This is a genomic window from Croceimicrobium hydrocarbonivorans, assembly GCF_014524565.1.
In the GTDB taxonomy this organism is placed as follows: domain Bacteria; phylum Bacteroidota; class Bacteroidia; order Flavobacteriales; family Schleiferiaceae; genus Croceimicrobium; species Croceimicrobium hydrocarbonivorans.
In genome coordinates, this window is record NZ_CP060139.1 from 2,207,699 (window position 1) to 2,234,201 (window position 26,503).

General features: G+C 43.6%; 22 protein-coding genes. 14 read left to right on the forward strand and 8 right to left on the reverse strand.

What is annotated here, in order from left to right; genetic code table 11:
* Nucleotides 1–12: 12 nt before the first annotated feature.
* A complete protein-coding gene (locus H4K34_RS09865; RefSeq protein WP_210757254.1) occupies nt 13–1,815 on the forward strand; it encodes a tetratricopeptide repeat protein in 1,803 nt (600 codons plus the stop codon).
* Between the two features lie 28 nt (nt 1,816–1,843).
* On the opposite strand, the gene H4K34_RS09870 is transcribed toward H4K34_RS09865, so the two are convergent.
* On the reverse strand, nt 1,844–3,985 hold the full coding sequence (locus H4K34_RS09870; RefSeq protein ID WP_210757255.1) for a M43 family zinc metalloprotease: 2,142 nt from the start codon (nt 3,983–3,985) through the stop codon (nt 1,844–1,846).
* Nucleotides 3,986–4,184: 199 nt separating this feature from the next.
* Here H4K34_RS09870 and rplM point away from each other — a divergent pair, with 199 nt between their 5' ends.
* From rplM to frr, 6 genes are all read left to right on the forward strand, one after another.
* The gene (gene rplM / locus H4K34_RS09875) at nt 4,185–4,640 is read left to right on the forward strand and encodes a 50S ribosomal protein L13 (protein WP_210757256.1); all 456 of its coding nucleotides are present in this window, start codon (nt 4,185–4,187) and stop codon (nt 4,638–4,640) included.
* A 9-nt stretch (nt 4,641–4,649) separates the two neighbouring features.
* Nucleotides 4,650–5,036: a 30S ribosomal protein S9 gene (gene rpsI / locus H4K34_RS09880; protein WP_210757257.1), complete on the forward strand. Its 387-nt coding sequence runs from the start codon at nt 4,650–4,652 to the stop codon at nt 5,034–5,036.
* Between the two features lie 94 nt (nt 5,037–5,130).
* Nucleotides 5,131–5,910, forward strand: a complete 780-nt coding sequence (rpsB, locus tag H4K34_RS09885; RefSeq protein WP_210757258.1) for a 30S ribosomal protein S2 — start codon at nt 5,131–5,133, stop codon at nt 5,908–5,910.
* A gap of 101 nt (nt 5,911–6,011) precedes the next feature.
* Complete coding sequence (gene tsf, locus H4K34_RS09890; protein WP_210757259.1) at nt 6,012–6,836, forward strand: translation elongation factor Ts; 825 nt, start codon at nt 6,012–6,014, stop codon at nt 6,834–6,836.
* Between the two features lie 167 nt (nt 6,837–7,003).
* Nucleotides 7,004–7,711 carry a UMP kinase gene (gene pyrH, locus H4K34_RS09895; RefSeq protein WP_210757260.1) on the forward strand — a complete coding sequence of 236 codons (708 nt, stop codon included), beginning with the start codon at nt 7,004–7,006 and terminating at the stop codon, nt 7,709–7,711.
* A gap of 14 nt (nt 7,712–7,725) precedes the next feature.
* Nucleotides 7,726–8,280: a ribosome recycling factor gene (gene frr, locus H4K34_RS09900; RefSeq protein WP_210757261.1), complete on the forward strand. Its 555-nt coding sequence runs from the start codon at nt 7,726–7,728 to the stop codon at nt 8,278–8,280.
* A gap of 50 nt (nt 8,281–8,330) precedes the next feature.
* Here the strand turns inward: frr and rsmI are convergent, their stop codons facing one another.
* From rsmI to trmB, 3 genes are read right to left on the reverse strand one after another with little or no spacing between them, the layout of a single operon-like run.
* Complete coding sequence (gene rsmI / locus H4K34_RS09905) at nt 8,331–9,005, reverse strand: 16S rRNA (cytidine(1402)-2'-O)-methyltransferase (RefSeq protein ID WP_210757262.1); 675 nt, start codon at nt 9,003–9,005, stop codon at nt 8,331–8,333.
* 1 nt (nt 9,006) lies between these two features.
* A complete protein-coding gene (locus tag H4K34_RS09910) occupies nt 9,007–9,396 on the reverse strand; it encodes an MGMT family protein (RefSeq protein WP_210757263.1) in 390 nt (129 codons plus the stop codon).
* The gene (gene trmB / locus H4K34_RS09915; protein WP_210757264.1) at nt 9,335–10,009 is read right to left on the reverse strand and encodes a tRNA (guanosine(46)-N7)-methyltransferase TrmB; all 675 of its coding nucleotides are present in this window, start codon (nt 10,007–10,009) and stop codon (nt 9,335–9,337) included. The genes H4K34_RS09910 and trmB overlap by 62 nt, the downstream gene beginning before the upstream one ends.
* A gap of 40 nt (nt 10,010–10,049) precedes the next feature.
* Here trmB and H4K34_RS09920 point away from each other — a divergent pair, with 40 nt between their 5' ends.
* Nucleotides 10,050–11,081 (forward strand): glycosyltransferase, encoded by a 1,032-nt coding sequence (locus H4K34_RS09920; protein ID WP_210757265.1) that lies wholly within the window; start codon nt 10,050–10,052, stop codon nt 11,079–11,081.
* Here H4K34_RS09920 and H4K34_RS09925 read toward each other — a convergent pair.
* Both H4K34_RS09925 and H4K34_RS09930 read right to left on the reverse strand, forming a co-directional pair.
* Nucleotides 11,062–12,108, reverse strand: a complete 1,047-nt coding sequence (locus H4K34_RS09925; protein WP_210757266.1) for a sensor histidine kinase — start codon at nt 12,106–12,108, stop codon at nt 11,062–11,064. The genes H4K34_RS09920 and H4K34_RS09925 overlap by 20 nt on opposite strands.
* Complete coding sequence (locus H4K34_RS09930) at nt 12,109–12,792, reverse strand: response regulator transcription factor (RefSeq protein WP_210757267.1); 684 nt, start codon at nt 12,790–12,792, stop codon at nt 12,109–12,111. It abuts the gene before it with no gap.
* A 281-nt stretch (nt 12,793–13,073) separates the two neighbouring features.
* On the opposite strand from H4K34_RS09930, the gene H4K34_RS09935 reads away from it, so the two are divergent.
* The 4 genes from H4K34_RS09935 (at nt 13,074) to H4K34_RS09950 (ending at nt 22,792) form a co-directional block, all read left to right on the forward strand.
* A complete protein-coding gene (locus H4K34_RS09935; protein ID WP_246452091.1) occupies nt 13,074–14,258 on the forward strand; it encodes a hypothetical protein in 1,185 nt (394 codons plus the stop codon).
* A gap of 75 nt (nt 14,259–14,333) precedes the next feature.
* Nucleotides 14,334–17,249, forward strand: coding sequence for a TonB-dependent receptor (locus H4K34_RS09940; protein ID WP_210757269.1), 2,916 nt, complete (start codon nt 14,334–14,336; stop codon nt 17,247–17,249).
* 99 nt (nt 17,250–17,348) lie between these two features.
* A complete protein-coding gene (locus H4K34_RS09945) occupies nt 17,349–21,008 on the forward strand; it encodes a lamin tail domain-containing protein (RefSeq protein WP_210757270.1) in 3,660 nt (1,219 codons plus the stop codon).
* A 68-nt stretch (nt 21,009–21,076) separates the two neighbouring features.
* Nucleotides 21,077–22,792, forward strand: a complete 1,716-nt coding sequence (locus H4K34_RS09950) for a Na/Pi cotransporter family protein (RefSeq protein ID WP_210757271.1) — start codon at nt 21,077–21,079, stop codon at nt 22,790–22,792.
* On the opposite strand, the gene H4K34_RS09955 is transcribed toward H4K34_RS09950, so the two are convergent.
* The gene (locus tag H4K34_RS09955) at nt 22,789–23,322 is read right to left on the reverse strand and encodes a hypothetical protein (protein WP_210757272.1); all 534 of its coding nucleotides are present in this window, start codon (nt 23,320–23,322) and stop codon (nt 22,789–22,791) included. The two genes, H4K34_RS09950 and H4K34_RS09955, sit on opposite strands and share 4 nt — an antisense overlap.
* Nucleotides 23,323–23,328: 6 nt before the next feature.
* Here H4K34_RS09955 and H4K34_RS09960 point away from each other — a divergent pair, with 6 nt between their 5' ends.
* On the forward strand, nt 23,329–24,348 hold the full coding sequence (locus H4K34_RS09960; protein ID WP_246452093.1) for an acyl transferase: 1,020 nt from the start codon (nt 23,329–23,331) through the stop codon (nt 24,346–24,348).
* Between the two features lie 46 nt (nt 24,349–24,394).
* Nucleotides 24,395–25,144: a hypothetical protein gene (locus tag H4K34_RS09965; protein WP_210757273.1), complete on the forward strand. Its 750-nt coding sequence runs from the start codon at nt 24,395–24,397 to the stop codon at nt 25,142–25,144.
* Here H4K34_RS09965 and tyrS read toward each other — a convergent pair.
* Nucleotides 25,141–26,430 carry a tyrosine--tRNA ligase gene (gene tyrS, locus H4K34_RS09970; protein ID WP_210757274.1) on the reverse strand — a complete coding sequence of 430 codons (1,290 nt, stop codon included), beginning with the start codon at nt 26,428–26,430 and terminating at the stop codon, nt 25,141–25,143. The two genes, H4K34_RS09965 and tyrS, sit on opposite strands and share 4 nt — an antisense overlap.
* Nucleotides 26,431–26,503: the final 73 nt, after the last annotated feature.

Consider the following 26,503-nt stretch of genomic DNA (forward strand, 5'->3'; position numbering starts at 1 on the left):
TTAAGAACCCTTATGTTTCGAGCGGTAATATTAGTCTTGGCAAACCTCCTGATAGCTCAATTCTCTTTGGCTCAGGGTTTAAGCTTACGGGAAAAGACCCAGGCCATGGTGAAAGCAAAGGGCCTGAGTGAAGGAATTAAGTATTATGAGAATCTTTCGCTTAAAGAACCCAAAAACCTAGATTGGAAGAAGGAATGGGCTTTTTTGCTGACAATGCATAATACAGAGGAAGCTTTAACCAAGGCAGATTCGATTCTGAACTCAATTCTTTCAATAGATAGCCTTTGTTCCGTATGCTGGCAGCTGAAGGGGGAGATAGAATTTGATCGCGCTAATTACAGTGTTGCTTTGGGCTTTACAGAAAAAAGTCTGGTGCACGAAGAGACCAAGGCAGATGCTCATTTTTTAAGGAGTAAGGTTTATGCCAGTTTGAATGAGACTTGGAAGTCAAAACACGAGATGGATGCCGCTTTAAGGCTTAAACCTGAAGAGTCGAAGTATCATTTAGGCAAGGGGATTATTGAATTGGGTTCTGGCTTTACAGCCTCAGCCCTTACTTGTTTTAAGCGAGCCATGGAATTGGATTCGAGCCAATTTGCAGCTCCTTATTTAATGGGGCGTTGCTATTTGAATATGGGTCTAATATCTGAGGCTATAGAAGGCTTTCAGCAAGCAATTAGATTAGATAGTACTGAAGCGACTGCTTATTATTATCTGGCAGGTGCATTGGAGCGCAACAATCAATTTGAGGCATCCTTTGATGCGGTGTCGAAGGCAATTCTACTTGACCCGGAAAAGTCTGAGTATCTGTTTCACAGGGCTTGGATTCGTTACAGGCTCGAGGATACAGAAGGTTCTTGTACAGATTATAATTTACTGATTGCAAAATTCAGTGATAGTGATCTTGAGATGGATAGCCTTGTGGTGCTAGATGCCATAATTCAAGTGGCAGGATATTGCGATAGCAGCTTGCCTGCATACTATTATCAAAGGGGGATCGCTGAGTTCAATCTTAAGAATTATACAAAGGCCTTGACTTGGTACGATAAGGGTTTGCATAAATTTCCTGGAGAGCCCAATACCTTAAGCTTTAAAGCAAATGCCCTTTTGGTTCTTGAAAGATATCCGGAGGCGGTGGAATATTATAAGGAGTATTTCAATTCTCAAGAGGACTTATCTGCAGAGTATAGAGCGTCTTTGAAATATCGAGGAGGTACTGAAAAAGATCTGGAGGTCATTATTAATAATATGATCCCTTCAAATCGCAATAGTTTGGCCGAAGCCTATTTGCATTTGGGGGATATGGATAATGCTAAGGAGCAGATTGCTTTAGGTTTGGAAAAGGAGTGGAGCTTAGAACCTATGATTGCCGCTGTATTGCACACTACAAAGGGTCGGATTTTCTATCAGGAAAATGAATTGGCAAAAGCTAAGTATGAATTTGAGAAGGCTTTGAATTTATTTCCTCAATTGTCACAAACGCATTTGTATCTCGCTCTTTTGAAATTGGAGCAAAGTCAAAAAGTTAAGATTAGTCAATCTTCAATTTCCTTCGAAAGCAAGGAACAGCCATTTTCTCTTACTTGGTTCGATAATGCGAATAGTAAGGAAGAAGCATCCAAAGACTTGCTTAGTAGTGCAATTGGAGATTGTAGTCGCGCACTTTTAGCTGACCCGACCAATGGGCAAGCCTATTATTTAAAAGCACAAATTAAGATCCTCTTGGGGGATGAGGATTTTTGTTATGATTTGCTAAGCGCTGAGCAATTGGGGGTGCAAATCAAGGATAGTGAACGTAAAAAATGCATTGAGTAAAAAAAAAGCGGCCCGGAGGCCGCTTTAATTATTCAATAATTAGCTTTTCTACTAAGCTGGTGTTTTCGCCTCTCAATTGAACCAGGTAGATACCTGAATTCAAATCCAGATTCAGTTCTTGATCCAAAGATGGGCCTTCGCTGTGTAAGTCCATTTCGAATACGCTTTTACCACTGAGGTCTACAATGCTTAATTGCAGATCACGATCTTGAAGGTCGCTTAAGCTGAGTTTTAATTGACCGCGGCTTGGGTTAGGATAAATGGCCATGTCGGCAGCATTGTACTCTTCGATGCTAACATCAGTACCCTCGCCAAAGCGGATATTATCGATATAGAAATTGTTACCGCCACCATTTTCAAATACAAATTTGATAAGGATCGGATTAGGCCCGATATAGGCATTGAAATTAATGGTTTCGGTAGCCCAATCACCTGCTGCGGTAGGTACAAAGTTTCCGCTGGTATTGGCAACGGTACGTAAACGACCGCCACTGTAAAAACGACGACGAATCCAGGTATCACCGCAATCGCGCGAAACATAAACCTCTAATTGATCTTCATTATCATTGGCAGTGGCCGCAAATGCGAAGTCGAAGAAAAGATTCAGATCATTACCATTGGCGGTATTAATAGCGGGAGAAATCAATTCGTCCAGTTCACCCAAAGAGTTATTGGCGCGTGGCAGGATCAAGGCCATATTTTGATGTGAACCACCATTGGTATAAGGCTGGAAGGTACTGCCATCACCACCGTCTACTGCGGTCATCACTTGAGGAATGGTTCCATTCTCAAAACTTTCTGTCCAGGTTGTGGTAAAGAAAGGATTGGCAGAATTCTTAACGTGAATCAAATCGGTGTAGGTAACATTGTCGGTACCGGCACTATTGGTAACGGTTAAGCTTACGTTGTAGGTTCCGGGATTGGCATAAACTACAGTTGGGTTTTCCAAGGTGCTGGTAGCTGGGGTTCCTCCAGGGAAAGACCAGTTCCAAGAAGTAGGATCACCTTCCTCAGAAATATCGTAGAACTGCACGGTATCATTCGTGCACACTACTTCTTTTTCGGCCTCTACCATGGCAATAGGAGTACATGGAGGGGGGCTGGTTAAACCAGTGAAGGTGCGGTTAGATACTGAAACCAGAGTGCCTCGAAGAGAGCTGCTGCTTAATACGGCATGCACACGTGCTTTCTGATCTTCAGTAAACATATTGGGGCAATCAGCATAGTCCATGTAGTTCTCAATTTGATCTACCAGATCAGGAGAATCGTTAGAGCAGCTGTTAATTCCGAAGTTACAACCAAAGTTACTTTGAGCCACCGGAGGGGTGTCATCACAGTAATCACCTTGTGCCGCGTTACCTAAAAGACCCACTGGATTAGCGCCACCCATGCCGGTACAAGAACCTGAAAAGGGATGATGCAGGGCCAGATAGTGACCCACCTCGTGGGTAAGGGTGCGTCCATCGCTATTATTACCAGCGGCTGTGCCAATGGTTCCCATTTGGTCGTGACGAAGAATTACCCCATCACCAGATACCTTATTAGTACGTGGGAAGAAGGAGTAGCCTAAGGTATAACCTCCGGGATCTTGTGGAGTAGTATTGGAAACATGACGCGTTACCCAGATATTGAGGTAGCGCTCTTGGTTCCACTTTACAATTTTAGCAGATTCAGTACCACTTAAAGAGGTGCTGCTCTGAGTACGGGTAATACCATCGGTGCAATTGCCTTGAGGATCTTTCTTGGCAAGTTTAAACTCGATTTGCATGTCTGAAGCCACACCCTGGAAAATAGAGCGAGTTTGACTGGCATCAGCATTAAGGCGTTGGTAATCTTCATTTAAAACACGAAGACCATCTTCAATTTGACGAACCGAAATATTATCGGCTTGAGTGGCATAGACTACATGCACCACCACCGGAATAGTATATACAATGGTATTGGTACCTGCATTTTTTTGGAGCGCGTTCTCCAATTTGAAATTTTGAGCGATTTCGAAAATGCTCTGCTCAGCAGCTTTGATCTCTTCTAAAGCTTGTGGGTCTTCTAAAGACTCTTGATAGAAATGATCAAATTCACATTTATCAGGATTGTGGTTGTGGTCAGAGTTGCTTTGAGCCGCTGCCAATAATGAGAAAGACAGGGCTGTGAGCAGGAATATTTGTTTCATTAAATGAAAATTTTTGGAAATCGGTGCACAAATATATACGCTTTGCAACGGGATTCGTTGGGTTCCGAAAATATTCAGGTAATTTTCAACGATTTATAGTTAATAAGGTTTGGCAGATTGATAATTATTGTTGTATTTTCGCAGCCCCTTTTTGGAGGGTTATGTGTTCGAAAGATAACGATTTAAATATTAGGTAGTTGTGAATACAATGAGTTACAAAACGGTATCGGCCAACAGCCAAACCGTTGATAAAAAATGGGTTCTGGTTGACGCTGAAGGGCAAACATTAGGTCGATTGGCCTCCAGAATTGCCTTTTTACTGCGCGGAAAGCACAAACCCAATTTTACTCCTCATGTAGATTGTGGTGACAATGTAATCGTGCTTAATGCCGATAAAGTTGTTTTAACCGGTCAAAAAGCTACCGAGAAGCAATACGTTCGTCACACCGAGTATCCTGGTGGTCAGCGTTTCACTACTCCAGCCGAGTTGATGATGAAAAACCCTATCAAGGTGATCGAAAACGCGGTGAAAGGTATGTTGCCTAAAAATCGTTTGGGAAGCGAATTGTATCGTAACCTTCACGCCTTTGTTGGTACTGAGCATCCACACGAAGCTCAGAAGCCAGAAAAAATTGATATCAATACCATTAAATAACAAGGAAGAATGTCTGTGACTCACACTATCGGCCGAAGAAAGACTTCCGTAGCGCGCGTTTTCCTGCAAGAAGGAAAGGGTACCATTACTGTAAATAAGAAAGACTACAAGGATTATTTCGATACTCCTGCGCTCCACTACAAAGTTGAGCAAGCTTTCGCCATTACCGAAACTACTGGTCAATATGATGTAAAAATCAATGTTGACGGAGGTGGTATCACCGGTCAGGCAGAAGCAGTACGCTTAGGTATTAGCCGTGCCTTATGTGAAATCAATCCTGATTTCCGTCCACAGTTAAAGCCTGATGGCTTATTAACTCGTGACCCACGCATGGTAGAGCGTAAGAAATTTGGTCAGAAGAAAGCGCGTAAGAAATTCCAATTCTCTAAGCGTTAAAAAATATTTGGGTTTAGTATCCAAATTCTTCGGGTGCCCTTGTGTAGGGCCCACCGGAGAGTTGAATTAGTGAATGTAAACTATTAATTATCTCATGGCAGATCAATTTGTAAAAGAAATGCTGGACGCGGGTGTGCACTTCGGTCACTTAACCCGCAAATGGAATCCAAACATGGCTCCTTATATTTTCATGGAGCGTAATGGAATCCACATTATCGACTTGTATAAAACCCAAGCTAAATTGCAGCATGCTGGTGAAGCAATTCAAAAGATTGCTGCTAGCGGACGTAAAGTTTTATACGTAGCTACCAAGAAGCAAGCGAAAGATATCATCGAGAAAAACGGTACGGATGTAAACATGCCTTTCATCACCGAGCGTTGGCCTGGAGGTATGCTTACCAACTTCGTAACCATCCGTAAAGCGATCAAGAAGATGCAAAACATCGATCGTATGAAGGAAGATGGTTCTTACGAGACTTTAAGTAAGCGTGAGCGTTTGCAAGTTGACCGTCAACGTGCGAAGCTTGACAAGCAATTGGGATCCATTGTCGATATGACCCGTTTGCCAGGAGCTTTGTTCATCGTAGACATTACCAAAGAACACATTGCCGTTAAAGAGGCGCAAAAATTAGGTATTCCAACCTTCGCTATCGTTGATACCAATTCGGATCCTACCGAAGTGGATTACGCGATCCCTGCGAATGATGATGCTACTAAATCTATCGACCTTATGGTAGGTAAATTTACCGAGTACATCCGCGAGGGCTTAACTGAGCGTTCAGCTGAGAAGAACAAGGCTAAAGATGCCAAGCTTCAAAAAGCTGCTGCTAAAGCAGAAGGTTCAGAAGAAGAAACTACTGAAGAGGAAGCTTAATTTCACCTAAGCATAACAAGGAATTAATTCTATGGAAGGGGTGAAAAGCGATTTTTATCCCTTTCTTATTTTTTAGACAATCAACTATAATATCTGATACAATGGCTAAAATCACCGCCGCTGAGGTAAACAAACTCAGAAAACAGACCGGAGCCGGAATGATGGATTGTAAAAAAGCATTGGTAGAAGCCGATGGCGATTTCGAACAAGCAATCGATATCCTGCGTAAAAAAGGTCAAAAGGTGGCCGCTAATCGTGCCGACCGTGAAGCTACTGAAGGTTGTGTATTAGCTGGCAGCAATAGCGATAACAGCTTTGGTGCTGTAGTAAGTTTGAACTGCGAAACTGACTTCGTTGCTAAAAACGACAGCTTCGTTGAGCTTACTCAAAGCATCTTAGATCTGGCCTTAGAAAATAAATTTGCCGATAAAGACAGCCTTTTAGCCGCTAGCATGGGCAGTATGACTGTAGCCGAAAAATTAGTTGAGCAAACTGGTGTAATCGGTGAGAAATTGGAAATTGGTTCTTACGAAGTAGTAGAAGCTCCTTTCGTAGCCTCTTATATCCACGCTGGTAACAAGTTGGCCACTTTAGTAGGTTTAACTAAAGAATCTACTGAAGCTGGTAGAAACGTAGCTATGCAAGCTGCTGCAATGAACCCTGTTGCTTTGGATCGTACTGGTGTTGATCAGGAAACTATCGACCGCGAATTAGAAGTAGGTAAGGAATTAGCTCGTCAAGAAGGTAAGCCAGAAGCGATGTTGGAAAAAATCGCTGAAGGACGCTTGAACAAATTCTACAAGGAAAACACCTTGGTAGAGCAAGCTTATATCCGCGACAATAAATTGAGCGTTGAGAAATACTTACAGTCTGAAGACAAAGACTTGAAAGCTATTTCTTTCAAACGCGTTGGATTAGGCGTATAAGCTTAATTCACTGATATTTCAGAGGCCGCCTCGGTTTATTCGAGGCGGCTTTTTTTGTTTTATAGCCCTTCTAAGGGCCGTGATTTTTCTGCGAATAAACTCCAATTTTGCCACGAACTTTTCGCGACTATCCTTGTATCTTTGCGGGAACTCCCAATTTTGACCGCATGAAATACAAACGCATACTTCTTAAATTAAGTGGTGAATCCCTCATGGGGGATCAGGAATACGGAATTAATGGCGAACGCCTGAAAGAGTATGCCTCCGAAATCAGGTCAGTAGTGGAGCTAGGTGTAGAAGTAGCCATCGTAATTGGTGGCGGTAATATCTTCCGCGGCTTGAAAGGTGCCAGTGAAGGTATGGATCGTACTCAAGCGGATCACATGGGTATGTTAGCCACTGTAATTAATGGCTTAGCCTTACAGAGCGCCCTGGAAGCCGAAGGCGTAAAAACTCGCTTGCAGAGTGCGATAGAAATGAATAAGGTTGCGGAGCCTTATATCCGTCGTCGTGCCACTCGTCATCTAGAGAAAGGCCGCGTGGTGATCTTCGGGGCCGGAACCGGTAATCCCTATTTTACTACCGATACAGCAGCTACTCTTAGAGCCATTGAAGTAGATGCAGATGTAATCCTCAAGGGAACCCGTGTAGATGGTGTTTATACCGCTGACCCTGAGAAGGACGAAAGCGCAGTAAAATATGAGTCTATTTCCTTTAAGGAAGTATATGAGAAGGGCTTAAATGTAATGGACATGACCGCCTTTACCCTGAGTAAAGAAAACGACCTGCCCATTATAGTTTTTGATATGAATAAAGAAGGCAATCTGCTCAATCTCCTTAAAGGTGAAAAAGTAGGTACCTTAGTAGCCAATTAATCCAAAGCTCTCAAATGGAAGATATTGATCTGATCATTAGCGAGGCAGGGGACAGCATGAAGAAATCCCTGCAGCACCTGGACAAGGAACTCTTGAAAATCCGCGCCGGTCGCGCTAACCCAGCCATGCTCGAAGGCGTAATGGTTGAATACTATGGCTCCATGAGTCCCTTATCTCAAGTTTCGAATGTCTCTACCCCAGATGCTCGTACTTTATCAGTACAGCCTTGGGAAAAGGCCTTGATTCCTGAAATTGAGAAAGCCATCATGAATGCCAATTTGGGCTTTAATCCACAGAATAATGGTGAGGTGGTAATTATTAATATTCCCCCCTTAACCGAGGATCGCCGTCGCGAATTAGTGAAACGCGCAAAAGCAGAAGGTGAGGAAGCCAAAGTTTCTATCCGTTCCGCGCGTAAGGATGCCAATGACATGCTTAAAGATCTGGATGGTATTTCAGAAGACCTGGTAAAGGACGCTGAAGAAAGAGTTCAGGCTCTAACCAATAAGAATGTAACCAAGGTAGATTCCGCTATCGAAGTGAAAGAAGCCGAAATCATGAAAGTGTGATCCACTTCCTGTCAAGATATTGAAGGCCCCTCTTTTGAGTGGGCCTTTTTTTATGCTTTAGCGCCGATGCAAAGCACCAATTCGCCTTTCGGCGGATGCGTCTCACAAGAAGTCCTTAGCTCCGCTAATGTGCCACGGCGGGTTTCTTCAAATTTTTTAGAGATTTCGCGGCTTAAACTAGCAGGACGATCTTCACCAAAGTGCTCAATCAGATCACGAAGGGTACGCTGAATGCGATGAGGACTCTCGTAAAAAATAAGGGTGCGCTCCTCTTCAGCGAGTTTCTTTAATCGGGTTTGACGTCCTTTCTTAGGTGGCAAAAAACCTTCGAAGCAGAAATTATGCGCGGGCAATCCACTTACCACCAGAGCCGGAATCAGGGCGGTGGCACCGGGTAAACAGATAACCTCAATGCCAGCTTGCAGCGCTTCTCGAACCATCAAAAAGCCGGGGTCGGAAACCGCGGGCGTGCCGGCATCACTAATCAGAGCTACATTATGACCGGCCAGAATCTGCTCTACATACTGCGCACTTTTTTGATGCTCATTATGCATATGATTGGCCTTCATGGGAGTGTCAATTTCGAAATGGCGTAAAAGCTTCGCACTGGTGCGCGTATCCTCGGCCAGGATTAAATCTACCTCCTTTAGAGTTTGGATAGCCCGGAAGGTCATGTCATCTAGGTTACCAATGGGAGTGGGAACGATATAGAGGATACCAGCCATATTAAAAGTCTTTAGGGTCTAAATGATCTGCCGGATTCCAAAAGTACTGATCGAAGTTCTGAACCCGATCATTAAGAATCGGAACGCCTTCGTTTTCGAGCAAATCCTGCATTAAAGTGCTGCCTGGGAAATGATGTTTTCCACTCAACATGCCCAAGCGATTCACTACTCTGTGTGCAGGAACTCCTTGTTCATTAAAGCTGTTGTTCATGGCATAGCCTACCATTCTACTGCTTCGGGCAGCGCCTAAAAACTTGGCAATGGCCCCATAGGAAGTTACTCTTCCTTCTGGAATATGGCGGCAAAGGGCATAAACACGGCTATAAAAATCACTCAAAGCTCCAACGGATATAGGTAATGGCTTTGCCTTCTTCCCGGAACAATTGCTCATAATGGGTTTGAACCTCTTTTAAAACCGGTTCATTATTGCGCGGATCCTGCTTATCAATATTGTGGAAAACCCGATGAATAGGGAAGCCCATTAATTGCAGTAAGCCGATGGTATATCCATGTAAAAACTCGCTGTCCGTTTTCAAGTGCAAGAGGCCTTTACTCTTGAGGATATATTGATAGCGCATCATAAATTTAGGATGCGTTAAGCGATGCTTAATACGAGTATGCTTAATCTGGGGATCGGGGAAGGTGATCCAGATTTCAGACACCTCACCACCATCAAAACAATGATCCAGTAATTCGATTTGGGTACGCAGGAAGGCTACGTTTTTAAGCCCCGCTTCTTCTGCTTCTTTGGCACCATACCAAATTCGTGCACCTTTTATATCTACACCAATGTAGTTTACCCCCGGATTACGTTTCGCCAAAGCAACGGTATATTCCCCTTTGCCACATCCCAATTCCAGAACAATGGGATTATCATTTCCAAAAATACGCTGGCCCCAATTGCCTTGCAGGCTCAAACCTTCGAGCACTTGTTCGCGACTGGGTTCGATTACATGCCTCATTTTGGCATTCTCTTCGAAGCGTTCTAATTTTTTTCGTGCCATGCTGCAAAAGTAATTGATTGCCTTTTCAGAAATTGCGCCCATGAGCAGAAGGGTGCTATATGGGGTGTTAAATTGGGGTTTGGGCCATGCAAGCCGCAGTAGCGTGGTGATTCGAGCTTTGGAAGAGGCGGGATTTGAGCCGATTTTAGCCTCGGATGGAGTAGCTGGGGAATGGCTTCAGGAAGAATTTCCTCATCTCGAATACCGTGAATTACCTTCTTATGAGGTACGCTATTCCAAAAGTTCGCGACAATGGCCCAGCTTAGTTTCAGGCTTACCGCGAATTGCTAAGGCCGCTTCCGCCGAAAGGCGCATTTTACGCCTCTGGGCAGATGATTTAAAACCCGCGGGAATTATTTCCGATAATCGATTGGGCTTTTCCCATCCGGATTATCCATCAGCCTATATTAGTCATCAATTGAGTCCCAAGGCCGGTTCATTTACTCGCTTTGCCGCCGCTAGCCATCGTTCCTATTACCGTCAGTTTAGTGAATTGTGGATTCCCGATGATAAGGATCGAAGTTTGAGTGGAAGTCTTAGTACGGGAATTGGGAAGAAACGATTTATAGGTCCATTGAGTACCTTAGAACGCAGGCCTGTAGAAGGTGAACGGGTGCTAATTATTCTCAGTGGACCGGAGCCACAGCGCAGCATTTTAGAACGACGCCTCTTTGAACAAGCTGATGCTTTGCCCGATTCTACCGTATTAGTGCGAGGAATTAACGGAGCTTGCCCCGACCGTTACCATCAGAAGTTTAAGGTTTATGATCGCTTGGGTAGGATGGATCTTTCGGCTTTAATTGCTCAAAGCAGCCTGGTGATAAGTCGCAGTGGCTATAGCTCCTTAATGGACTATCACTATTTAGGAAAACGGGCTTTATTGGTTCCTACCCCCGGACAAAGTGAACAGGAATATTTAGCCAAACGCCATGCTAAAAGAAAAGGCTATATGGCTGTAAAGCAAGATGATCTCCTTTTATCTACTCAGTTGGAGCAGGCCTTGGCTATGCCCTTTCCGGAGCCGCAGGATTTTAGCCTACCCGAAGATTTGTTTAGGATTTTTTCAGCGTAAAAGAGAAGGTTGAGCCTTTGTTTTCGCTGCTCCGCACATTAATGGTTTGCTTATGGGCTTCGATAATGTGCTTTACTATAGAAAGTCCTAAGCCTGTACCACCGGCATCGCGGCTACGACTTTTGTCCACCCGGTAGAAGCGCTCGAAAATTCGAGGTACATCTTCGGGAGGGATGCCAATGCCATCATCACTAACCTCGGTAAGGATATGCTTATCCATATCAAAGAAGCGCACCTCTACCTGACCCTTTTCATTACCATATTTAATAGCATTGCCTACCAAATTGATAAGTACCTGCTCAATTTTGGCACGATCCGCCATTACTTTAAGGGGACGATCCAGATCTTTCTTAATCTTAAACTGAACATGCTTTTTATGAGCCTTGTCTTCCAATAGCTCAAAAACACCTTCTACCAATTCGGTAAGGTCGAAGCTTTCATAATTAATTTGCACCCGATCTGATTCCAGGGCCGCAATTACTTCTAGGTCTTCGATAATGTTAATCATTCGATCTACCGACTTATTCGCGCGTTTCAAATAACGGCGGTTAATCTCCTGATCGTCGATGGCACCATCCAATAAGGTTAAAAGGTAACCTTGAATATTGAAGATGGGTGTTTTAAGCTCATGCGAAATATTGCCAATAAACTCCCGGCGGAAATTTTCTCTTTCGCGTAGTTCGGCAATTTCATTACGGTTTTGAGTAGCCCATTCCGAAACCTCCTTAGTTACCTTGTCGAGATCGGTGGAGCGTGCCAGCTCTTCTTCCTCAGTTTCGGAACCGATTTTAAGCTCGTGGATATTCTTATAGATGATCTTAACCTTACTATAAACGAATTGCTCCACTCCCAATCGGATCATAAAATAGGCCAGCACGAAAAGTGCCAGGCCCAATAGCCAGGGAAGATAGCTTGGGGCGCCCTCAAAATGATAGCTGGCCTGCAGCGCCGAAAAGGCGCCCAGCACCACAATGGCCAAAATGAGGGCAATGATAAAGGCTAATATGCCGGGTTTATCTAAACGCAATTAGGCTTCGAATTTATATCCAACGCCCTTTACGGTTTTGATCAGCTTGTCGCCAATTTTTTCGCGGAGTTTACGAATATGCACGTCGATGGTACGACCACCTACTACTACTTCATTACCCCAAATCTTATCGAGAATCTCATCACGATGGAAAACTTTTCCCGGACGAGAAACCAAAAGGCTAAGCAATTCAAACTCCTTACGAGGTAAATCCAGCTTTTTGCCTTTGAGGCTTACTTGATATTTATCAAGGTCGATACTAAGGTTGCCAAATTGCTGAATGGACTCGTTCTGTACCGATTGGCCATAGCGTCGTAATAAAGCCTTAATACGACTAATCAGAACTTTCGGCTTAATAGGCTTAGTGATGTAATCATCCGCACCAGCATCGAAACCGGCCACTTGCGAATAATCTTCACCGCGGGCTGTTAAAAAGGCAACCAAAGTTCCTTCGAGGCCCGGAGTTTTGCGAATCTGATCACAAGTTTCAATGCCGTCCATGCCGGGCATCATAACATCCAATAGGATCAGGTGCGGGTTTTCTTTTTTAGCTTTCTTTAATCCCGTTTCTCCATCGGAGGCGGTAATTACCTTAAAGTCTTCTTTAATCAGGTTGTAACTTACGAACTCCAGAATATCGGGTTCGTCATCGACCAGTAAAATGGTATAATCGCTGTTATTCATTTGATCAGCATTGAAAATCGGGTGTAAAAATAGCGATTAAGCCAAGGGGGATTCACCGCTTAACAATTCGTTAATTTAAAAAGGAAAGTCTTAATCTTAAACTAATGTATTTAACTAATTGAATTTCATATACTTGAAAATTCAAGCTCTTAACATTGGGGAATATCTCAAAGCCTAAAGTTCCTTAAAGCTCGCTTAACTTCAACTTAACAAGGTGCTTGTTCCTTTGCCGCCAACAAATAACAAGTATTTCTCCGATGAAAAAATTTAAGTTTTTCGCAATGGCTGCTTTCGCAGCAATCGCTCTTACTTCTTGTGAGGACGATAGCACTGACAATAACAATAATGGCGGAAGCGGTTCTACTGAGATCGTTCCTGTTTCTGGAACTATCACCAGCGACGTTACCTGGTCTAAAGATAAGATCTATCGCTTAGACGGTCGTGTATTAGTTGCCGGTAATGCTACTTTAACTATCGACGCTGGTACTGTAATTAAAGCTTCTCCTGGTTCAGGTGCTTTCGCTTCTGCTTTGATCGTTACTCGTGATGGTATGATCAACGCTCAAGGTACTGCTACCGAGCCTATCATCTTCACTACTTTGGCTGACGACATCAAGCCTGGTCAAATTGCTTCTCCAAACATGGACCCAACTAACAACGGTCTTTGGGGTGGTGTGATCATCTTAGGTGAGGCTAAAGTTTCTGCTTCTAACGATAATGGTGATGATGTTTCTGAATTACAAATCGAAGGTATTCCTACCTCTGTAAACGCTCTTTACGGTGGATCTAACGACGCTGACAACAGCGGTACTTTCTCTTATGTATCTATCCGTCACGGTGGTGCTAACATTGGTGATGGTAACGAAATCAACGGTCTTACCATGGGTGGTGTTGGTTCAGGTACTACTATCGATCATATCGAAATCGTAGCTAACCAAGACGACGGTATCGAGTGGTTCGGTGGAGCTGTAAGCTTAAGCAACGTTTTAATCTGGAACTGTGGTGATGACGGTTTAGATACTGACCAAGACTGGATCGGATCTTGCGAAGATTTCATTATCGTTTCTCCTGACGGATCTGCTTTCGAATTAGACGGACCAGAAGGTTCTGTAAACCGTGGTACTCACCAATTCACTAACGGTACTGTATATGCTGGTTCTGCTATCTCTGACTTAGTAGACTGGGATGATAACACTAACGCTGGTGTAGCTAACGTATACTTCTACGGATGGAGCGCTGGTTACATGGACGGTATCGCTTCTTTCGGTGGCGACGGAACTGGAAACAATGCTAACTGGGAGTACACTCTTACTTCAGGTGGTATGCCAGTTGACAGTGTATTCAAAGGTGCTGATATGTCTATCCTTACTGAGGTAGCCAAAAACGCTAACACTGTAGGTCACACTGGTAACTTCGGTTATACCTGGGCTTCTCAATCCGGTTCTTTATCTGCAATTGGATTGTAATTTCTAGCTAAATAATACTTAGGAAAGGCTTGCCTGAAAAGGGCAGGCTTTTCCCTTTTTTTTACACCCTATTCAATGAAAAGTTTCAAGTCTACCTTAGCCCTGGCCTTTCTCTGTTTCCCAATCTTGTTATTTGCTCAAAAAGGAACCATTCGGGGACAGGTTATCGATGGTGAAAACGGGGAGCCATTATTTGCAGCCAATGCTGTAATTAAAGGGACTCAAATTGGAACGACTACCGATTTTGACGGTTATTATGAGCTTCAGGCCGAAGCAGGAACTTATCAATTAGAGATTAGTTTCATCGGTATGTCCAGCTTGGTGATAACAGACGTAGTTGTAAAAGCTGGTGAAGTTACCGTGGTAGAAGCGGTTACTCTTAAGCCAGCCAGCAACCAATTGGCCGAGGTGGTAGTTACCTCCGAAGCAGTTCGTAATTCCGAAGCCGCCCTGGTAACGGTAAAACGAAAGTCAACTAACTTAATAGATGGTGTTTCTGCCGCTAAACTTCGCAAAACCGGAGATAGCGATGCTGGAGATGCTGCTAAACGTGTAACCGGTGTTTCGGTAGAAGGCGGTAAATACGTTTATGTACGCGGTTTGGGAGACCGTTACACTAAAACTATGTTGAACGGCGTAGATATTCCAGGATTGGACCCGGATAAAAACTCTATCCAAATCGACATTTTCCCTACCAATTTGATTTCTAACCTTACCGTTTTAAAAAGTGGTTTGGCTGAATTACCAGCTGACTTTACCGGTGGGGTAGTGAATATCGAAACCCAGGAATTTCCTACCGATCGCATTTTAGATGTATCAGTTGGCGTAGGCTTCAATCCTTCTATGCACTTCAACTCTGATTACATCAGCTACGAAGGTGGTTCAACTGATTTCTTAGGTTTTGATGATGGTACTCGCGCTATTCCTCGTGCAGATGGTAGTGGACCACTTCCCTACTTCGATGATGCGGATGCGGTAGATTTCAATAAGAACTTTAGCCGCACTTTAGGTGCTGAGCAAAGCACCAGTTTTACCGACTACAGCCTGGGTGTTTCCATGGGAAATCAATACAGCCTGGAGAGTGGAAATAAATTGGGTTATATCTTCTCTTTAACTTACGACAATTCACGCGTCTTTTACGATGACATTGAATACGGTGAGTGGCAACGTGATCGCGATCCAGAGGATTATCAATTAATTGAAGCCACTACCCAGAATGGTAAATTGGCCGAGCAAAATGTTCTCTTAGGTGCTTTGGCTGGCTTTACCTACAAGACTTTAATGTCGAAATACAAGTTTACCGCTATGCATTTGCAGAATGGTACATCTCGTTCGGCTCAATTAAGTATTGATGCCAAGGATGGCGCGGCTCAGGTTTCGGATTACTATGCCTTCTCTAATAACCTGGAGTACAACCAACGTGGTTTGACCAATGTGTTGTTAGCCGGTGAGCATTATTTAGATGGAGGTGATTGGGAAGTTAACTGGAAATTTTCTCCAACCCTTTCATCATTATCAGATCCTGATATTCGTAAAACTGCCTTCTCTATCGATCGTGGTGATTCTACTTTCGATCCGGGTGAAGGAGGTTTGCCAAGTCGTATCTGGCGTTCCTTAAGTGAGGTGAATATGGTAAGTAAGGTGGATATTATCCGTTCTCACACCTTAATGGGAGACGATGCGAAATTCAAGTTCGGTATGAGTCATGTTTACAAATACCGTGATTATTCGATCTACCGTTACAATCTGAATGAGCGTGAGTATACAGGATTAAATTCCATTCAGTATTCCGGTGATCCGAATCAGGTTTTGATAGATCAAAATTTGTATAGACAGTACATTGATGGAATGGATACCACTTTTGTTGGATTGTACTATAACCCTGAATTGCTGGATGGTCAAACCAACCCGAACGAATACCAATCGAATGTAAACAACTTCGGTTTTTACGTATCGGAAGAGTTTAAGCCTCTGGAGTCTTTAAAGGCTGTAATTGGTTTAAGAGCAGAATTATTCCAACAACGTCATACCGGTCGTGATCAGGTAGCGGCTCAAAACCCGAATGATCCGAGTGGAAATACCTTAAACAATGATGTGGTATTGGATGCTTTGGATTTATTCCCATCTGCTAACTTGATTTATGCCCTTAATGAAGACATGAACTTAAGAGCTTCTTACTATCGCTCTATTGCGCGTCCTTCATTCAAGGAATTGTCTTTTGCTCAGATTTTGGATCCGGTATCTAACCGTACTTTCAATGGTGGTTTATTCCAGTACAATGATTGGAACGGTCAATTAGAGTCTACTCGCATCAATAACTTCGATTTACGCTTAGAGCGCTTCCTTAAAGGTGCTGATATCATTTCGATCAGCGCATTTTATAAGGCCTTCGATTCGCCTATCGAATTAGTGCGTATTCCGGTAGCCCTTCGCGACTTCCAACCTCGTAACGTAGGTAATGGCACCTTAATTGGAGGTGAGTTTGAATTGCGTAAAAACCTTTCCTTCCTTAGCGAAAGACTCAAAACCATCGCCTTCTCCGGTAACTTTACCTATACCTATTCTCGCATTGATATGACTGATGCGGAATTTAATGCTCGTAAAACCTACGAGAAGGATGGTCAAACTATTGAGCGTACTCGTCAGATGGCCGGTCAGGCTCCCTTTATTATCAATGGTGGATTTAGCTACGATAATACGGAAAAGGGCTTAAGTGCTGGTGTATTCTATAATGTGAAAGGACGTACTCTCGAAATCGTTGGCGGTAACCTTGCACCTGATGTTTATACTGAGCCTTTCCATAGCTTGAACTTCACTTTTAATAAGACCTTTGGTGAGGATGGACGCTCTTCATTAAGCATCAAAGTATCGAATCTACTGAACGATGTTCGCGAAAGTCTTTATCAGGCTTATGAGGGCAATCCGCAGGTCTTCAACCGTTTGAAGCCCGGAACTGCCTTCAGCATCGGTTATACCTACAGCTTTTATTAATACCTTTCGGCAGACTTACCGAATTAAAAATTTGATAATCTTCGGCGAAGGAAGGATCTTGAAAAAAGACCTTCCTTTGCTTGTCTTAAATCCCTTACTATGAAGCGAAAATTATCGGTATTTATGGCTACTGTAGCCACCTTGATGATCTCTCATCCAGGTAATGCCCAAACAACCGTAGCCTCCTCTACTCAGGCCGGTTTAATGCCTTCTTCAAACAGCGCTGGAATTGCGTCTGTAGGAGTTCCGGCTTACACAATTTCTCAAATTAATACTTTAGATGCTAACTTCTTTCCCGATTCTATCGGTGTAAACTGCTCAATTGATGGAGTGGTGTTTACCGACGATTTTAACGGGAGTACTGGTTATTCATTCTATGTATATGATAATACTGGTGCCATTAACATTTATGATAATGTGGATGAGCCTAATGGATATCAAGTAAGCCGCGGAGATTCTATCCGTGTATTTGGTGATGTTGCCTTTTACAATGGTTTAACTGAAATCAATGTTGATTCTATCCAAGTATTAGGAACCGCTAGCATTCGTGCGCCTCGCGTGGTAACTGCTCTGGATGAAACTACTGAAAGTGACTTAGTGCAGTTAAATGGTTTTTACTTGGTTTCTGCTTCACAATGGCCTTCATCAGGAAGCAATGCCAACGTAAGCATCACTAATGGAACCGATACCTACACTTTACGTGTAAACCGCGATACTGATCTTGATGAGAACCCTGCGCCAATGGGAACTTTCAATGTTATTGGTGTTGGTGGACAGTACGATAGCAGCTCACCTTACGATAATGGATACCAAATTCATCCTCGTGATATCACTGATATTGTGGTATTACCTACCATTATCAATGGAGTTCCTTTATACCAGGTTTCTCAAATTAACAGTATCGACGCCAGTGGTGCAGCCGATTCATTAAACGTGACCTGCGCAATTGACGGTGTTGTTTACACTGATGATTTCGATGGAAACAATGGTTACTCCTTCTTTATGTATGATAATAGTGGTGCTATCAATGTTTACAATAACGTAGATGAGCCTAATGGTTACCAAGTAAGTCGTGGTGATTCTATCCGTGTATTTGGCTTTATTGCTCAATACAATGGTTTATTGGAAATCGATGTGGATTCTATTCAGGTATTAGGTACCGGAATCAGCTTAAATGCTCCAATGAATGTTCCTGTAGCCAATGAGTCTACTGAAGGAAACTTAATTCGTTTGAATGGATACAGCATGATTACTCCTTCACAATGGCCATCTGCTGGTAGCAGCGCCAACGTGGATATCACCAATGGGGTGGATACCGTAATTATGCGAATTGATAGCGATACTGATATTGATGGAAGCACCGCTCCTACTGGTCCTTTCGATGTAATTGGTGCTAGTGGTCAATTTGACAGCAGCTCTCCTTACGACGAAGGCTATCAAATTATTCCTCGCGATTCAACCGATATTATCCCTGCCGTGGTTGCTGTACCTTGTAGTGCACCTTTCTTCAGCGAGTATATCGAAGGTTCTTCCAACAATAAAGGCTTTGAGGTTTATAACCCAACTGCCGGAAACTTAGACTTGGGGCCTTATAAAGTATATATGAGTTCTAACGGTGGTACTGCTCTTGCAGAATTCAACTTAATGGGAACCTTAGCCTCAGGCGATGTTTATACCATCGTTAATGATGCCTCAGACCCCACCATGTTGGCGATCGCTGATACCGCTTTATCTTACCCAAGTGTGGCACACTTCAATGGTGATGATGCCTTATTCTTGGTTGATACCGTAATGGGAGACACCATTGATATTATTGGTGTTATTGGAGTTGACCCAGGTTCTAACTGGCCTGTAGGTAGCGGTTCTACTGCTAATAATACTTTAGTGCGCATGGCCACCGTAAGCAATGGTCAAACTAATTGGGCTATTGGAGCTACCGAATGGGATGTTCATCCTAGCAATACCTTCAGTTTCTTCGGTAACCATAGCAGCAACTGTGTAGTTCCTGCGGTTCCAACCGTTGAGTTTGCGATGCCTACTCAAAGTGCCATCGAAAGTATCGGTACCACTTACCTTACTTTAAACGTAGCACCAACCAATACTACTGCTGATACTGTATACTTACAGTTTGCTTTAGGTGCTGGATTAGGATTTAGCGATGGTACTATCAGTCCTGCTCCCGATCCTGTAACCGGTTTATTAGACTTAGTTGTTCCAGCTGGTTCCGATTCAGTATCAATCACCTTTAATGTGATTGACGACTTGATTACTGAAGGTAACGAGACTTTATATGTAGATATCATTGGTGTTAGTGCAGGCTTAGTTGCCGGTGTTCAAACCAGCACTGCCTTCATTATCGAAGACAATGATATCCCTACTTACACTATTGGTCAGGTAAGAGGTGTAGATGCCGACTTTATTCCTGATTCATTAGGAGTTACTTGTAAATTGGTAGGTACTGTATTTACCGATGACTTTGATGGAAACAATGGTTATAGCTTCTATATGTACGATGCTACTGGAGCTATCAATGTGTTTAATTATGATGATGTGGCTAGTGGCTACCAAGTACAACGTGGTGACTCTATCCGCGCTATTGGTTCAATTGAATTCTACAATGGATTAATTGAAATTCAAGTTGACTCTATCGCCTTAATCGCGAGTGGTGTTACTTTACGTCAGCCTCGTCAGGTTTACGGTTTGGATGAAGGAACTGAAAGTGATTACATCCGTTTGAATGGTTACTATTTAGTAGATCCTAGCACCTGGCCTGTATTTGCAGGAAGCAGCGTGAATATGGAAATCACCAACGGACAAGATACCTTGGTAATGCGTATTGATAGCGATACCGATATCGATGGTACTCAGCCTCTAATGGGATACTTTGATGTGATTGGTGCCGGTGGTCAGTTTGATTCTAGCATTCCTCACGATGAAGGTTACCAAATTTTCCCTCGCGATACCAATGATATCATTCCGGTTACCTTACCAGAATTGTACATCAGCGAAGTAATGCCAAGCAGTAGCTTAAGTGCTCCTGTTGATGGTGATTGGTTCGAAGTGCGTAACATGGGTTCTAGCTCAGTAAACTTGAACGGCTTTAGCTGGGATGATGACAGCCGCGAAGCTGGTAAGCACACCATCACTAGCAGCGTACAGATTCCTGCTAACGGAACTGCTCTTTTCGTAGAAGTTGCTGATGCTGATGTAGCTGCCTGGGAAACTGAGTGGAAACAAAATGGTCAAGGCTTATTGATCCTTAATGAAGGAGATGAGTTTGATAATGGCTTCTCTGGCTTTAGCTCTAATGGAGATGAAGTAAACCTTTATGATGATGCCGGTCGTTTGATTTCTGCTGCTGCTTATACCGCAGCTGATGTGACTACTGGTTTCAGCCTTGAGTTCGATATGATGGGTGCTCTAGTAGGTGCCTCTGTAGATGGCGTAAATGGAGCTTATACCTCTATCAACGGTGATGTGGGTAGCCCTGGCGATCAGTCTGCAATTGGTTTGGATGAAATCTTAAGCGAGAGCTTAACTCTTTACCCTAACCCTAGCAATGGAGTATTCACTATCGCTTCTGGAAATACTCAGGAAAAATCAATTCAGATCATGGATTTGAATGGTGCCCTGATTTACAGCAAGCTGAGCACTGCCAAAGAATTGCAAGTGGATTTAACTAACTTGGCGGCCGGTATTTACCTGGTGAAGGTGAAAACCGAAGGTCAAGAAGTGATCCGCAAAATGGTTCTACGCTAGTATTAGATTAAAATAGAATTAGCTGAAGGACCCTCGCCAAGCGGGGGTCCTTTTTTAAGCTTATGAATTTGGCTGACTTACTCTATAATATTCTTTCCCTGATTGGAGCCTTGGGCTTATTCATCTTCGGAATGAAGGTGATGAGCGAGGCTATTCAAAAGTTCGCCGGGGCCCGATTGCGCAGAACCTTGCGCGCCATGACCTCTCATAAAAGTTGGGGGGTATTAACGGGATTCGGGGTAACCGGAATTTTACAATCTTCATCGGCTACCACCGTAATGATTATCAGTTTCGTGAATGCGGGTTTAATTACTGTAGAGCATTCGGTGGGCTTAATCATGGGGGCCAATGTGGGTACTACGGTTACCGCTTGGCTGGTGTCGGTTTTGGGGATGGGGAAATTATCAATCAGTCAGCTTTCATTACCTATTCTGGCTTTTGGCTTTCCTATGCTCTTTTTAGCAAAGGCTAAATTGCGCTTATATGGAGAGGCGATTTTCGGATTTGCCATTCTATTTATTGGCTTATCCTTTATGCGGGAATCAATGCCCGCCTGGCAAGAGAATAGCTTCTTGCTAAACTTTTTACAGCAATATGAGTTCATCCAAGGGGATTGGTTACAGAATGTGGGTGTAAGCTTCCTATTTGTTGGCCTGGGGATGCTGGCTACTTTCTTATTACAGTCTTCCAGTGCTGCTATGGCCTTAACCTTGGTGTTTACTGCCAATGGTTTAATCTCTTTCCCATTGGCAGCGGCTATTATTTTGGGAGAGAACATTGGTACTACCTTCACCGCCAATATCGCGGCAGTAGTTGGGAATGTGCATGCTAAGCGTTCTGCGCGGACGCATTTTCTCTTTAACTTCTTTGGGGTGATTTGGGCGGTTTTATTGATAGGTCCCTTCCTCAATATAATTGCCTATCTCAGTGATATACTCTTCGGGGCAAACCCCATGGATAATGACCAGGTTATTCCTTTAGCCTTAAGTTTATTCCATACCACCTTTAACCTGCTCAACCTGCTTATTTTCTATAATCTGGTGCAGTTCCTGGTTAAGGTTGCCACTTGGATGGTGCCCTCACGCAGTAGCGAAGATGAGCTCTTTAGCCTGGACTATATCGGCAGCAGCCTATTAGCCACACCAGAGCTTTCTATGATTGAAGCCCGTAAAGAATTAGTGAAATTTGCTGATCTGATTCGCAAGGCCTATAAATTTATCCCGCTACTGATTACGGAAATGGACGAAAAGAAGCTGGAATCCTATGTGGCCAAGCTTCAGAAGTACGAGGATATTTCGGATCGGATGGAAATGGAGATATCCAATTACCTCAGTAAGGTGAGTCAGTCGGATTTAAGTGCCGAAGGATCGGGTCGAGTGCGAAGCATGTTGCATGTCGCCAATTATTTAGAGCGTATTGGCGATATCTATTTAGAAGTAAGTAGGAATCTTACCAATCGCAAGCAGCAAAAGGCTTATTTCACTCCGGAAATGCGCAATAGCGTAATGCAATTATCCGAATTAGTGTCTCGTAGTTTAGACCTAATGGTGAAAAATGTGGACGCCGAGGAAAATCAAAGTTTCTACGAGGAGGCTCGTAAGGTTGAGCGCAATGTAAACGAGCTTTTTAGTCGTTTAAAAAGTGATTATATCGACAAAGTAGAGAAGGGTAGGTACCGCATTCAGAGTGGGATGTACTATTCCGATCTTTTAGCAGAAATGGAGCGCATTGTAGATCACGCCACCAATGTGAGCAGCGCCATTCACCAGAGCTATAAATATTAATTTTTTATAGAGATGGACTTCCCGATAATGCGGGAGCTTTCATGTCCGGCTCTATCCACCAGCAAAAACTCAAATCGAATCGAATCGGTATTGTTTACCGGAAAATTCGCATAGTCGAAAGGAGTCGTTATTTCGCCTTCCAGGGTTTTATTCTGTCCGGTAGGGGTGAGGTTAGGCAAGATGTTGTGGAAGGGCAGACAGCTGTCCTGAGGGGTAATTTCGCGGTATTCTCCATTCACTTGTTCATAGTAGTAAATAAAGAGGTCGTAGCGTTCCAAAAAGCGACTGTAATTAGCAAGATCGCAGGTGTCGGAGCTGTTCTCGTCTTCACGACCAATATCGCCATCGCCATCCGTAAAGTAAACGGTAAGATCAACCACCCGGCGATTGTCAGCCGTATCGCCCAAATAGCGAAAGTTTGCCTTACGCCAGCTCAGGCTGGGGACATCACCAAATTTTTGATTTTGTTCGCAGGCAATGATCAGAAATAAACTGAGGCTCGCGAGGATAAGTATCTTTGTGAAGCGCATTAGCATATGTTTACAAACGTACAAGAAGCGAATAAAATTTCCGCTTACCAAGGTATAAAAGAGACGCTACGCTCGGGTGAAAAGTTGGAATTTGAAAAGGCTGCAATGGACTTATATCAAATTCAGTATGCTCATAATCCCGTTTATCAGCAATGGTGCAATTATGTGAAGGGGACGCCTGATCAGGTGAAAGCTCTCGAGGATATCCCATTTTTACCCATCGACTTTTTTAAGCAAGAACAGCTCAGCATTTTTAAAAGTGAAGCCCCACTGTATTTCCGTAGTTCGGGCACCGGAGGCTATGGCCAAAGTAAACATGCAGCCTATGATCCGGATTTTTATGACCTCCGTACCCAAAGAATTTTTGAGGCCAGTTATGGTGCCATCCAAGACCTTTGTGTTCTAGCCCTGCTGCCTGCCTATTTGGAGCGTGAGGGCTCTTCTCTGGTTCGAATGGCGCAGCATTTTATTAATCTGAGCAGCGATCCCGATAGCGGCTTTTATCTTCATGATCTAAAGGCTTTGGCGGAAAAGCTACGCTGCAAGCAAGCCGAGGGCAAGAAGGTTTTATTACTGGGTGTAAGCTTTGCCCTGTGGGATTTGGCTGAGCAATTTCCGCAGGATTTATCCGGGCAAATTATTATGGAAACCGGAGGCATGAAGGGGCGTCGCAAGGAATTGATACGATCGGATTTGCATCAGATTTTTAAGGAGGCCTTTCAAGTAGAAGCTATTCACTCGGAGTATGGAATGACAGAGCTATTCTCACAAGCTTATAGTCCTGGGGCTGGGCGCTTTTACCCACCGGATTCCATGCGAGTATACAGTCGAGAAATGGAAGATCCCTTTAGTCGTGCGGCCTACGGTAAAACCGGTGGACTTAATATTATTGACCTGGCTAATTTAGATAGCTGTGCATTTATTGAAACCCAGGATTTGGGTCGTTGTTATGAAGATGCTAGCTTCGAAGTTTTAGGACGCTTTGATCGCGCTGAGGTACGTGGCTGCAATCTTATGATTGGCTAACCAACTAAAAAACTGCTTTTAACGTTTTATGAGCGAATTGATTGATATGAAAAGAACCATTCTCCTTCTTAGTTTCTTGGCCTTGTTTACAGGCTATTCATTAGATGCTCAAATTTTGGAAGAAAAGGCCCAGTTCTCCGAAAAGGCCCGTGGTTCTGCCATTTTTGAACTGAATTCCGGTGAACATATCTACACTTATGAGCCAGAAGATGGTTGGTATAAGGCACGCAAAAAAGTGTTTTTGAAACCAGCGGATGTAGCAGATAATCGTCTTTCGGCCGGAGCTGCCTTTTATAATGAGGAAGGGGCGAAAATTGGTCAGGCTTTGGAGTCTTTGCGTTTATATGACATCGATACCCTGAAAGGATTTCGCAGTGATACTCGTCTTTGCGCGGTAGTACAGGGCTATATTTTCGAAACTAAGATTGAAGATGGAAGTGTTCCTGAGGAAGCGATATCCAAAATCTTAGCCTTGAAGAACCGCAGTGAGCAACAAGAACTATTTGCGGAACTTTGGGAGGCCAATGATGCGGAATCACGCGAGTTTGAAGGCTTTGAAGCCCAAGTAATTTATGAAACCGATAAGGTAAGCTCCGAGCAAAAAGACTTCCGCTTGATTGTAGTTTTCCGTGGTTCCAGCCCCTACACCATTATCACCAATGGACATACTATAGAAGTAGAGAAGATCAAAGAATTCGTCGAAGACGGTAACTTTAAAACCTACTACTTCTACAAAGTAAGTGAGTCCCAAAAAGAGGTGATGGAAGATATCATCTATACCTTCCTGGCGCTTTAAACTACGCGTATAAGAAAGTAGTTTCTCCTACCTTTCTGAGCTAGGATAAATTTGCCGCCAATCAGATCCGCTTCACCGATCTTTTTGTCCATCCCTACCTTGCTCTTATTGATACTTACACCATTGGCTTGCACCATTTTGCGGGCCTCACCTTTAGAAGGGAAAATACTGGTTTCCTCAGCTAGGAAGTTTACAATTTCGGGTTCAGTAGCTAGCTGAGCTGCACTGATTTCGAATTGGGGAACTCCGCTGAAAACATCCAATAAGGTTTCCTCATCCAAACCGCGTAAATCGTCCTCGGTACTCTTACCAAAAAGGATTTGGGAAGCTTTAATGGCATTTTCCAAGGCATCTTTTCCATGCACCATGGTGGTAACCTCTTCCGCCAGGCGATTTTGCAATTGGCGGAGATGTGCTTCGGCTTGATGTGCTTCAACCAGGCTATCAATTTCCTCCTTGCTTAGCATGGTGAAAATCTTGATATAGCGCTCGGCATCAGCATCCGAAGTATTGAGCCAAAATTGGTAAAACTTGTAAGGGCTAGTGTGTTTGGCGCTTAACCAAACATTGCCTTCTTCGGTTTTCCCGAATTTCCCACCGTCTGCCTTGGTTATCAATGGGCAGGTTAAGGCAAAGGCCTCACCACTTTCTTTACGACGAATGAGCTCCGTTCCGGTGGTGATGTTTCCCCACTGATCTGATCCGCCCATTTGCAATTTGCAATTGAACTCACGGTAAAGATGCAGGAAGTCGTAACCCTGAACCAATTGGTAGGTAAATTCGGTAAAGGACATGCCTTCACCTTCGCCACTCAAGCGTTTCTTAACCGAATCCTTGGCCATCATGTAGTTCACTGTAATGTGCTTACCCACATCGCGAATGAAATCCAGAAAGCTGAATTCCTTCATCCAATCGTAGTTATTCACCAATTGAGCGGCATTGGGGGCATCACTATCGAAATCGAGGAAGAGTGCTAATTGAGCCTTGATGGCATCTTGGTTATGGCGAAGAGCGGCTTCGTCGAGCAGATTACGTTCCTTGCTTTTGCCAGAAGGATCACCAATCATACCGGTGGCTCCACCAACCAAGGCAAGTGGACGGTGACCAGCATTCTGGAAATGACGCAGCATCATAATGCTTACCAGGTGGCCAATATGCAGGGAATCAGCGGTAGGGTCAATACCTACATAAGCCGAGGTCATTTCCTTTGCTAATTGATCTTCAGTACCGGGCATAGCATCATGCAACATCCCGCGCCAGCGTAACTCTTCAACGAAATTGCTCATCCAAAAAATATTTACCGCGCAAAATTATAGCATTGCCCTTAGAGGGCGGGCATTAAAGCGGGATAATTAACTT

What these genes read in the sequence shown, in the direction of transcription:
- trmB (WP_210757264.1), bottom strand. Translation starts at nt 10,009, where the DNA reads ATGGCACGAAAAAAATTAGAACGCTTCGAAGAGAATGCCAAAATGAGG.
- tyrS (WP_210757274.1), bottom strand. Translation starts at nt 26,430, where the DNA reads ATGAGCAATTTCGTTGAAGAGTTACGCTGGCGCGGGATGTTGCATGAT.
- rpsB (WP_210757258.1), top strand. Translation starts at nt 5,131, where the DNA reads ATGGCAGATCAATTTGTAAAAGAAATGCTGGACGCGGGTGTGCACTTC.
- frr (WP_210757261.1), top strand. Translation starts at nt 7,726, where the DNA reads ATGGAAGATATTGATCTGATCATTAGCGAGGCAGGGGACAGCATGAAG.
- H4K34_RS09870 (WP_210757255.1), bottom strand. Translation starts at nt 3,985, where the DNA reads ATGAAACAAATATTCCTGCTCACAGCCCTGTCTTTCTCATTATTGGCA.
- H4K34_RS09940 (WP_210757269.1), top strand. Translation starts at nt 14,334, where the DNA reads ATGAAAAGTTTCAAGTCTACCTTAGCCCTGGCCTTTCTCTGTTTCCCA.
- H4K34_RS09920 (WP_210757265.1), top strand. Translation starts at nt 10,050, where the DNA reads ATGAGCAGAAGGGTGCTATATGGGGTGTTAAATTGGGGTTTGGGCCAT.
- H4K34_RS09955 (WP_210757272.1), bottom strand. Translation starts at nt 23,322, where the DNA reads ATGCGCTTCACAAAGATACTTATCCTCGCGAGCCTCAGTTTATTTCTG.
- tsf (WP_210757259.1), top strand. Translation starts at nt 6,012, where the DNA reads ATGGCTAAAATCACCGCCGCTGAGGTAAACAAACTCAGAAAACAGACC.
- H4K34_RS09910 (WP_210757263.1), bottom strand. Translation starts at nt 9,396, where the DNA reads ATGAGCAATTGTTCCGGGAAGAAGGCAAAGCCATTACCTATATCCGTT.
- pyrH (WP_210757260.1), top strand. Translation starts at nt 7,004, where the DNA reads ATGAAATACAAACGCATACTTCTTAAATTAAGTGGTGAATCCCTCATG.
- rpsI (WP_210757257.1), top strand. Translation starts at nt 4,650, where the DNA reads ATGTCTGTGACTCACACTATCGGCCGAAGAAAGACTTCCGTAGCGCGC.
- H4K34_RS09960 (WP_246452093.1), top strand. Translation starts at nt 23,329, where the DNA reads ATGTTTACAAACGTACAAGAAGCGAATAAAATTTCCGCTTACCAAGGT.
- rsmI (WP_210757262.1), bottom strand. Translation starts at nt 9,005, where the DNA reads ATGGCTGGTATCCTCTATATCGTTCCCACTCCCATTGGTAACCTAGAT.
- H4K34_RS09935 (WP_246452091.1), top strand. Translation starts at nt 13,074, where the DNA reads ATGGCTGCTTTCGCAGCAATCGCTCTTACTTCTTGTGAGGACGATAGC.
- H4K34_RS09965 (WP_210757273.1), top strand. Translation starts at nt 24,395, where the DNA reads ATGAAAAGAACCATTCTCCTTCTTAGTTTCTTGGCCTTGTTTACAGGC.
- H4K34_RS09945 (WP_210757270.1), top strand. Translation starts at nt 17,349, where the DNA reads ATGAAGCGAAAATTATCGGTATTTATGGCTACTGTAGCCACCTTGATG.
- H4K34_RS09930 (WP_210757267.1), bottom strand. Translation starts at nt 12,792, where the DNA reads ATGAATAACAGCGATTATACCATTTTACTGGTCGATGACGAACCCGAT.
- H4K34_RS09865 (WP_210757254.1), top strand. Translation starts at nt 13, where the DNA reads ATGTTTCGAGCGGTAATATTAGTCTTGGCAAACCTCCTGATAGCTCAA.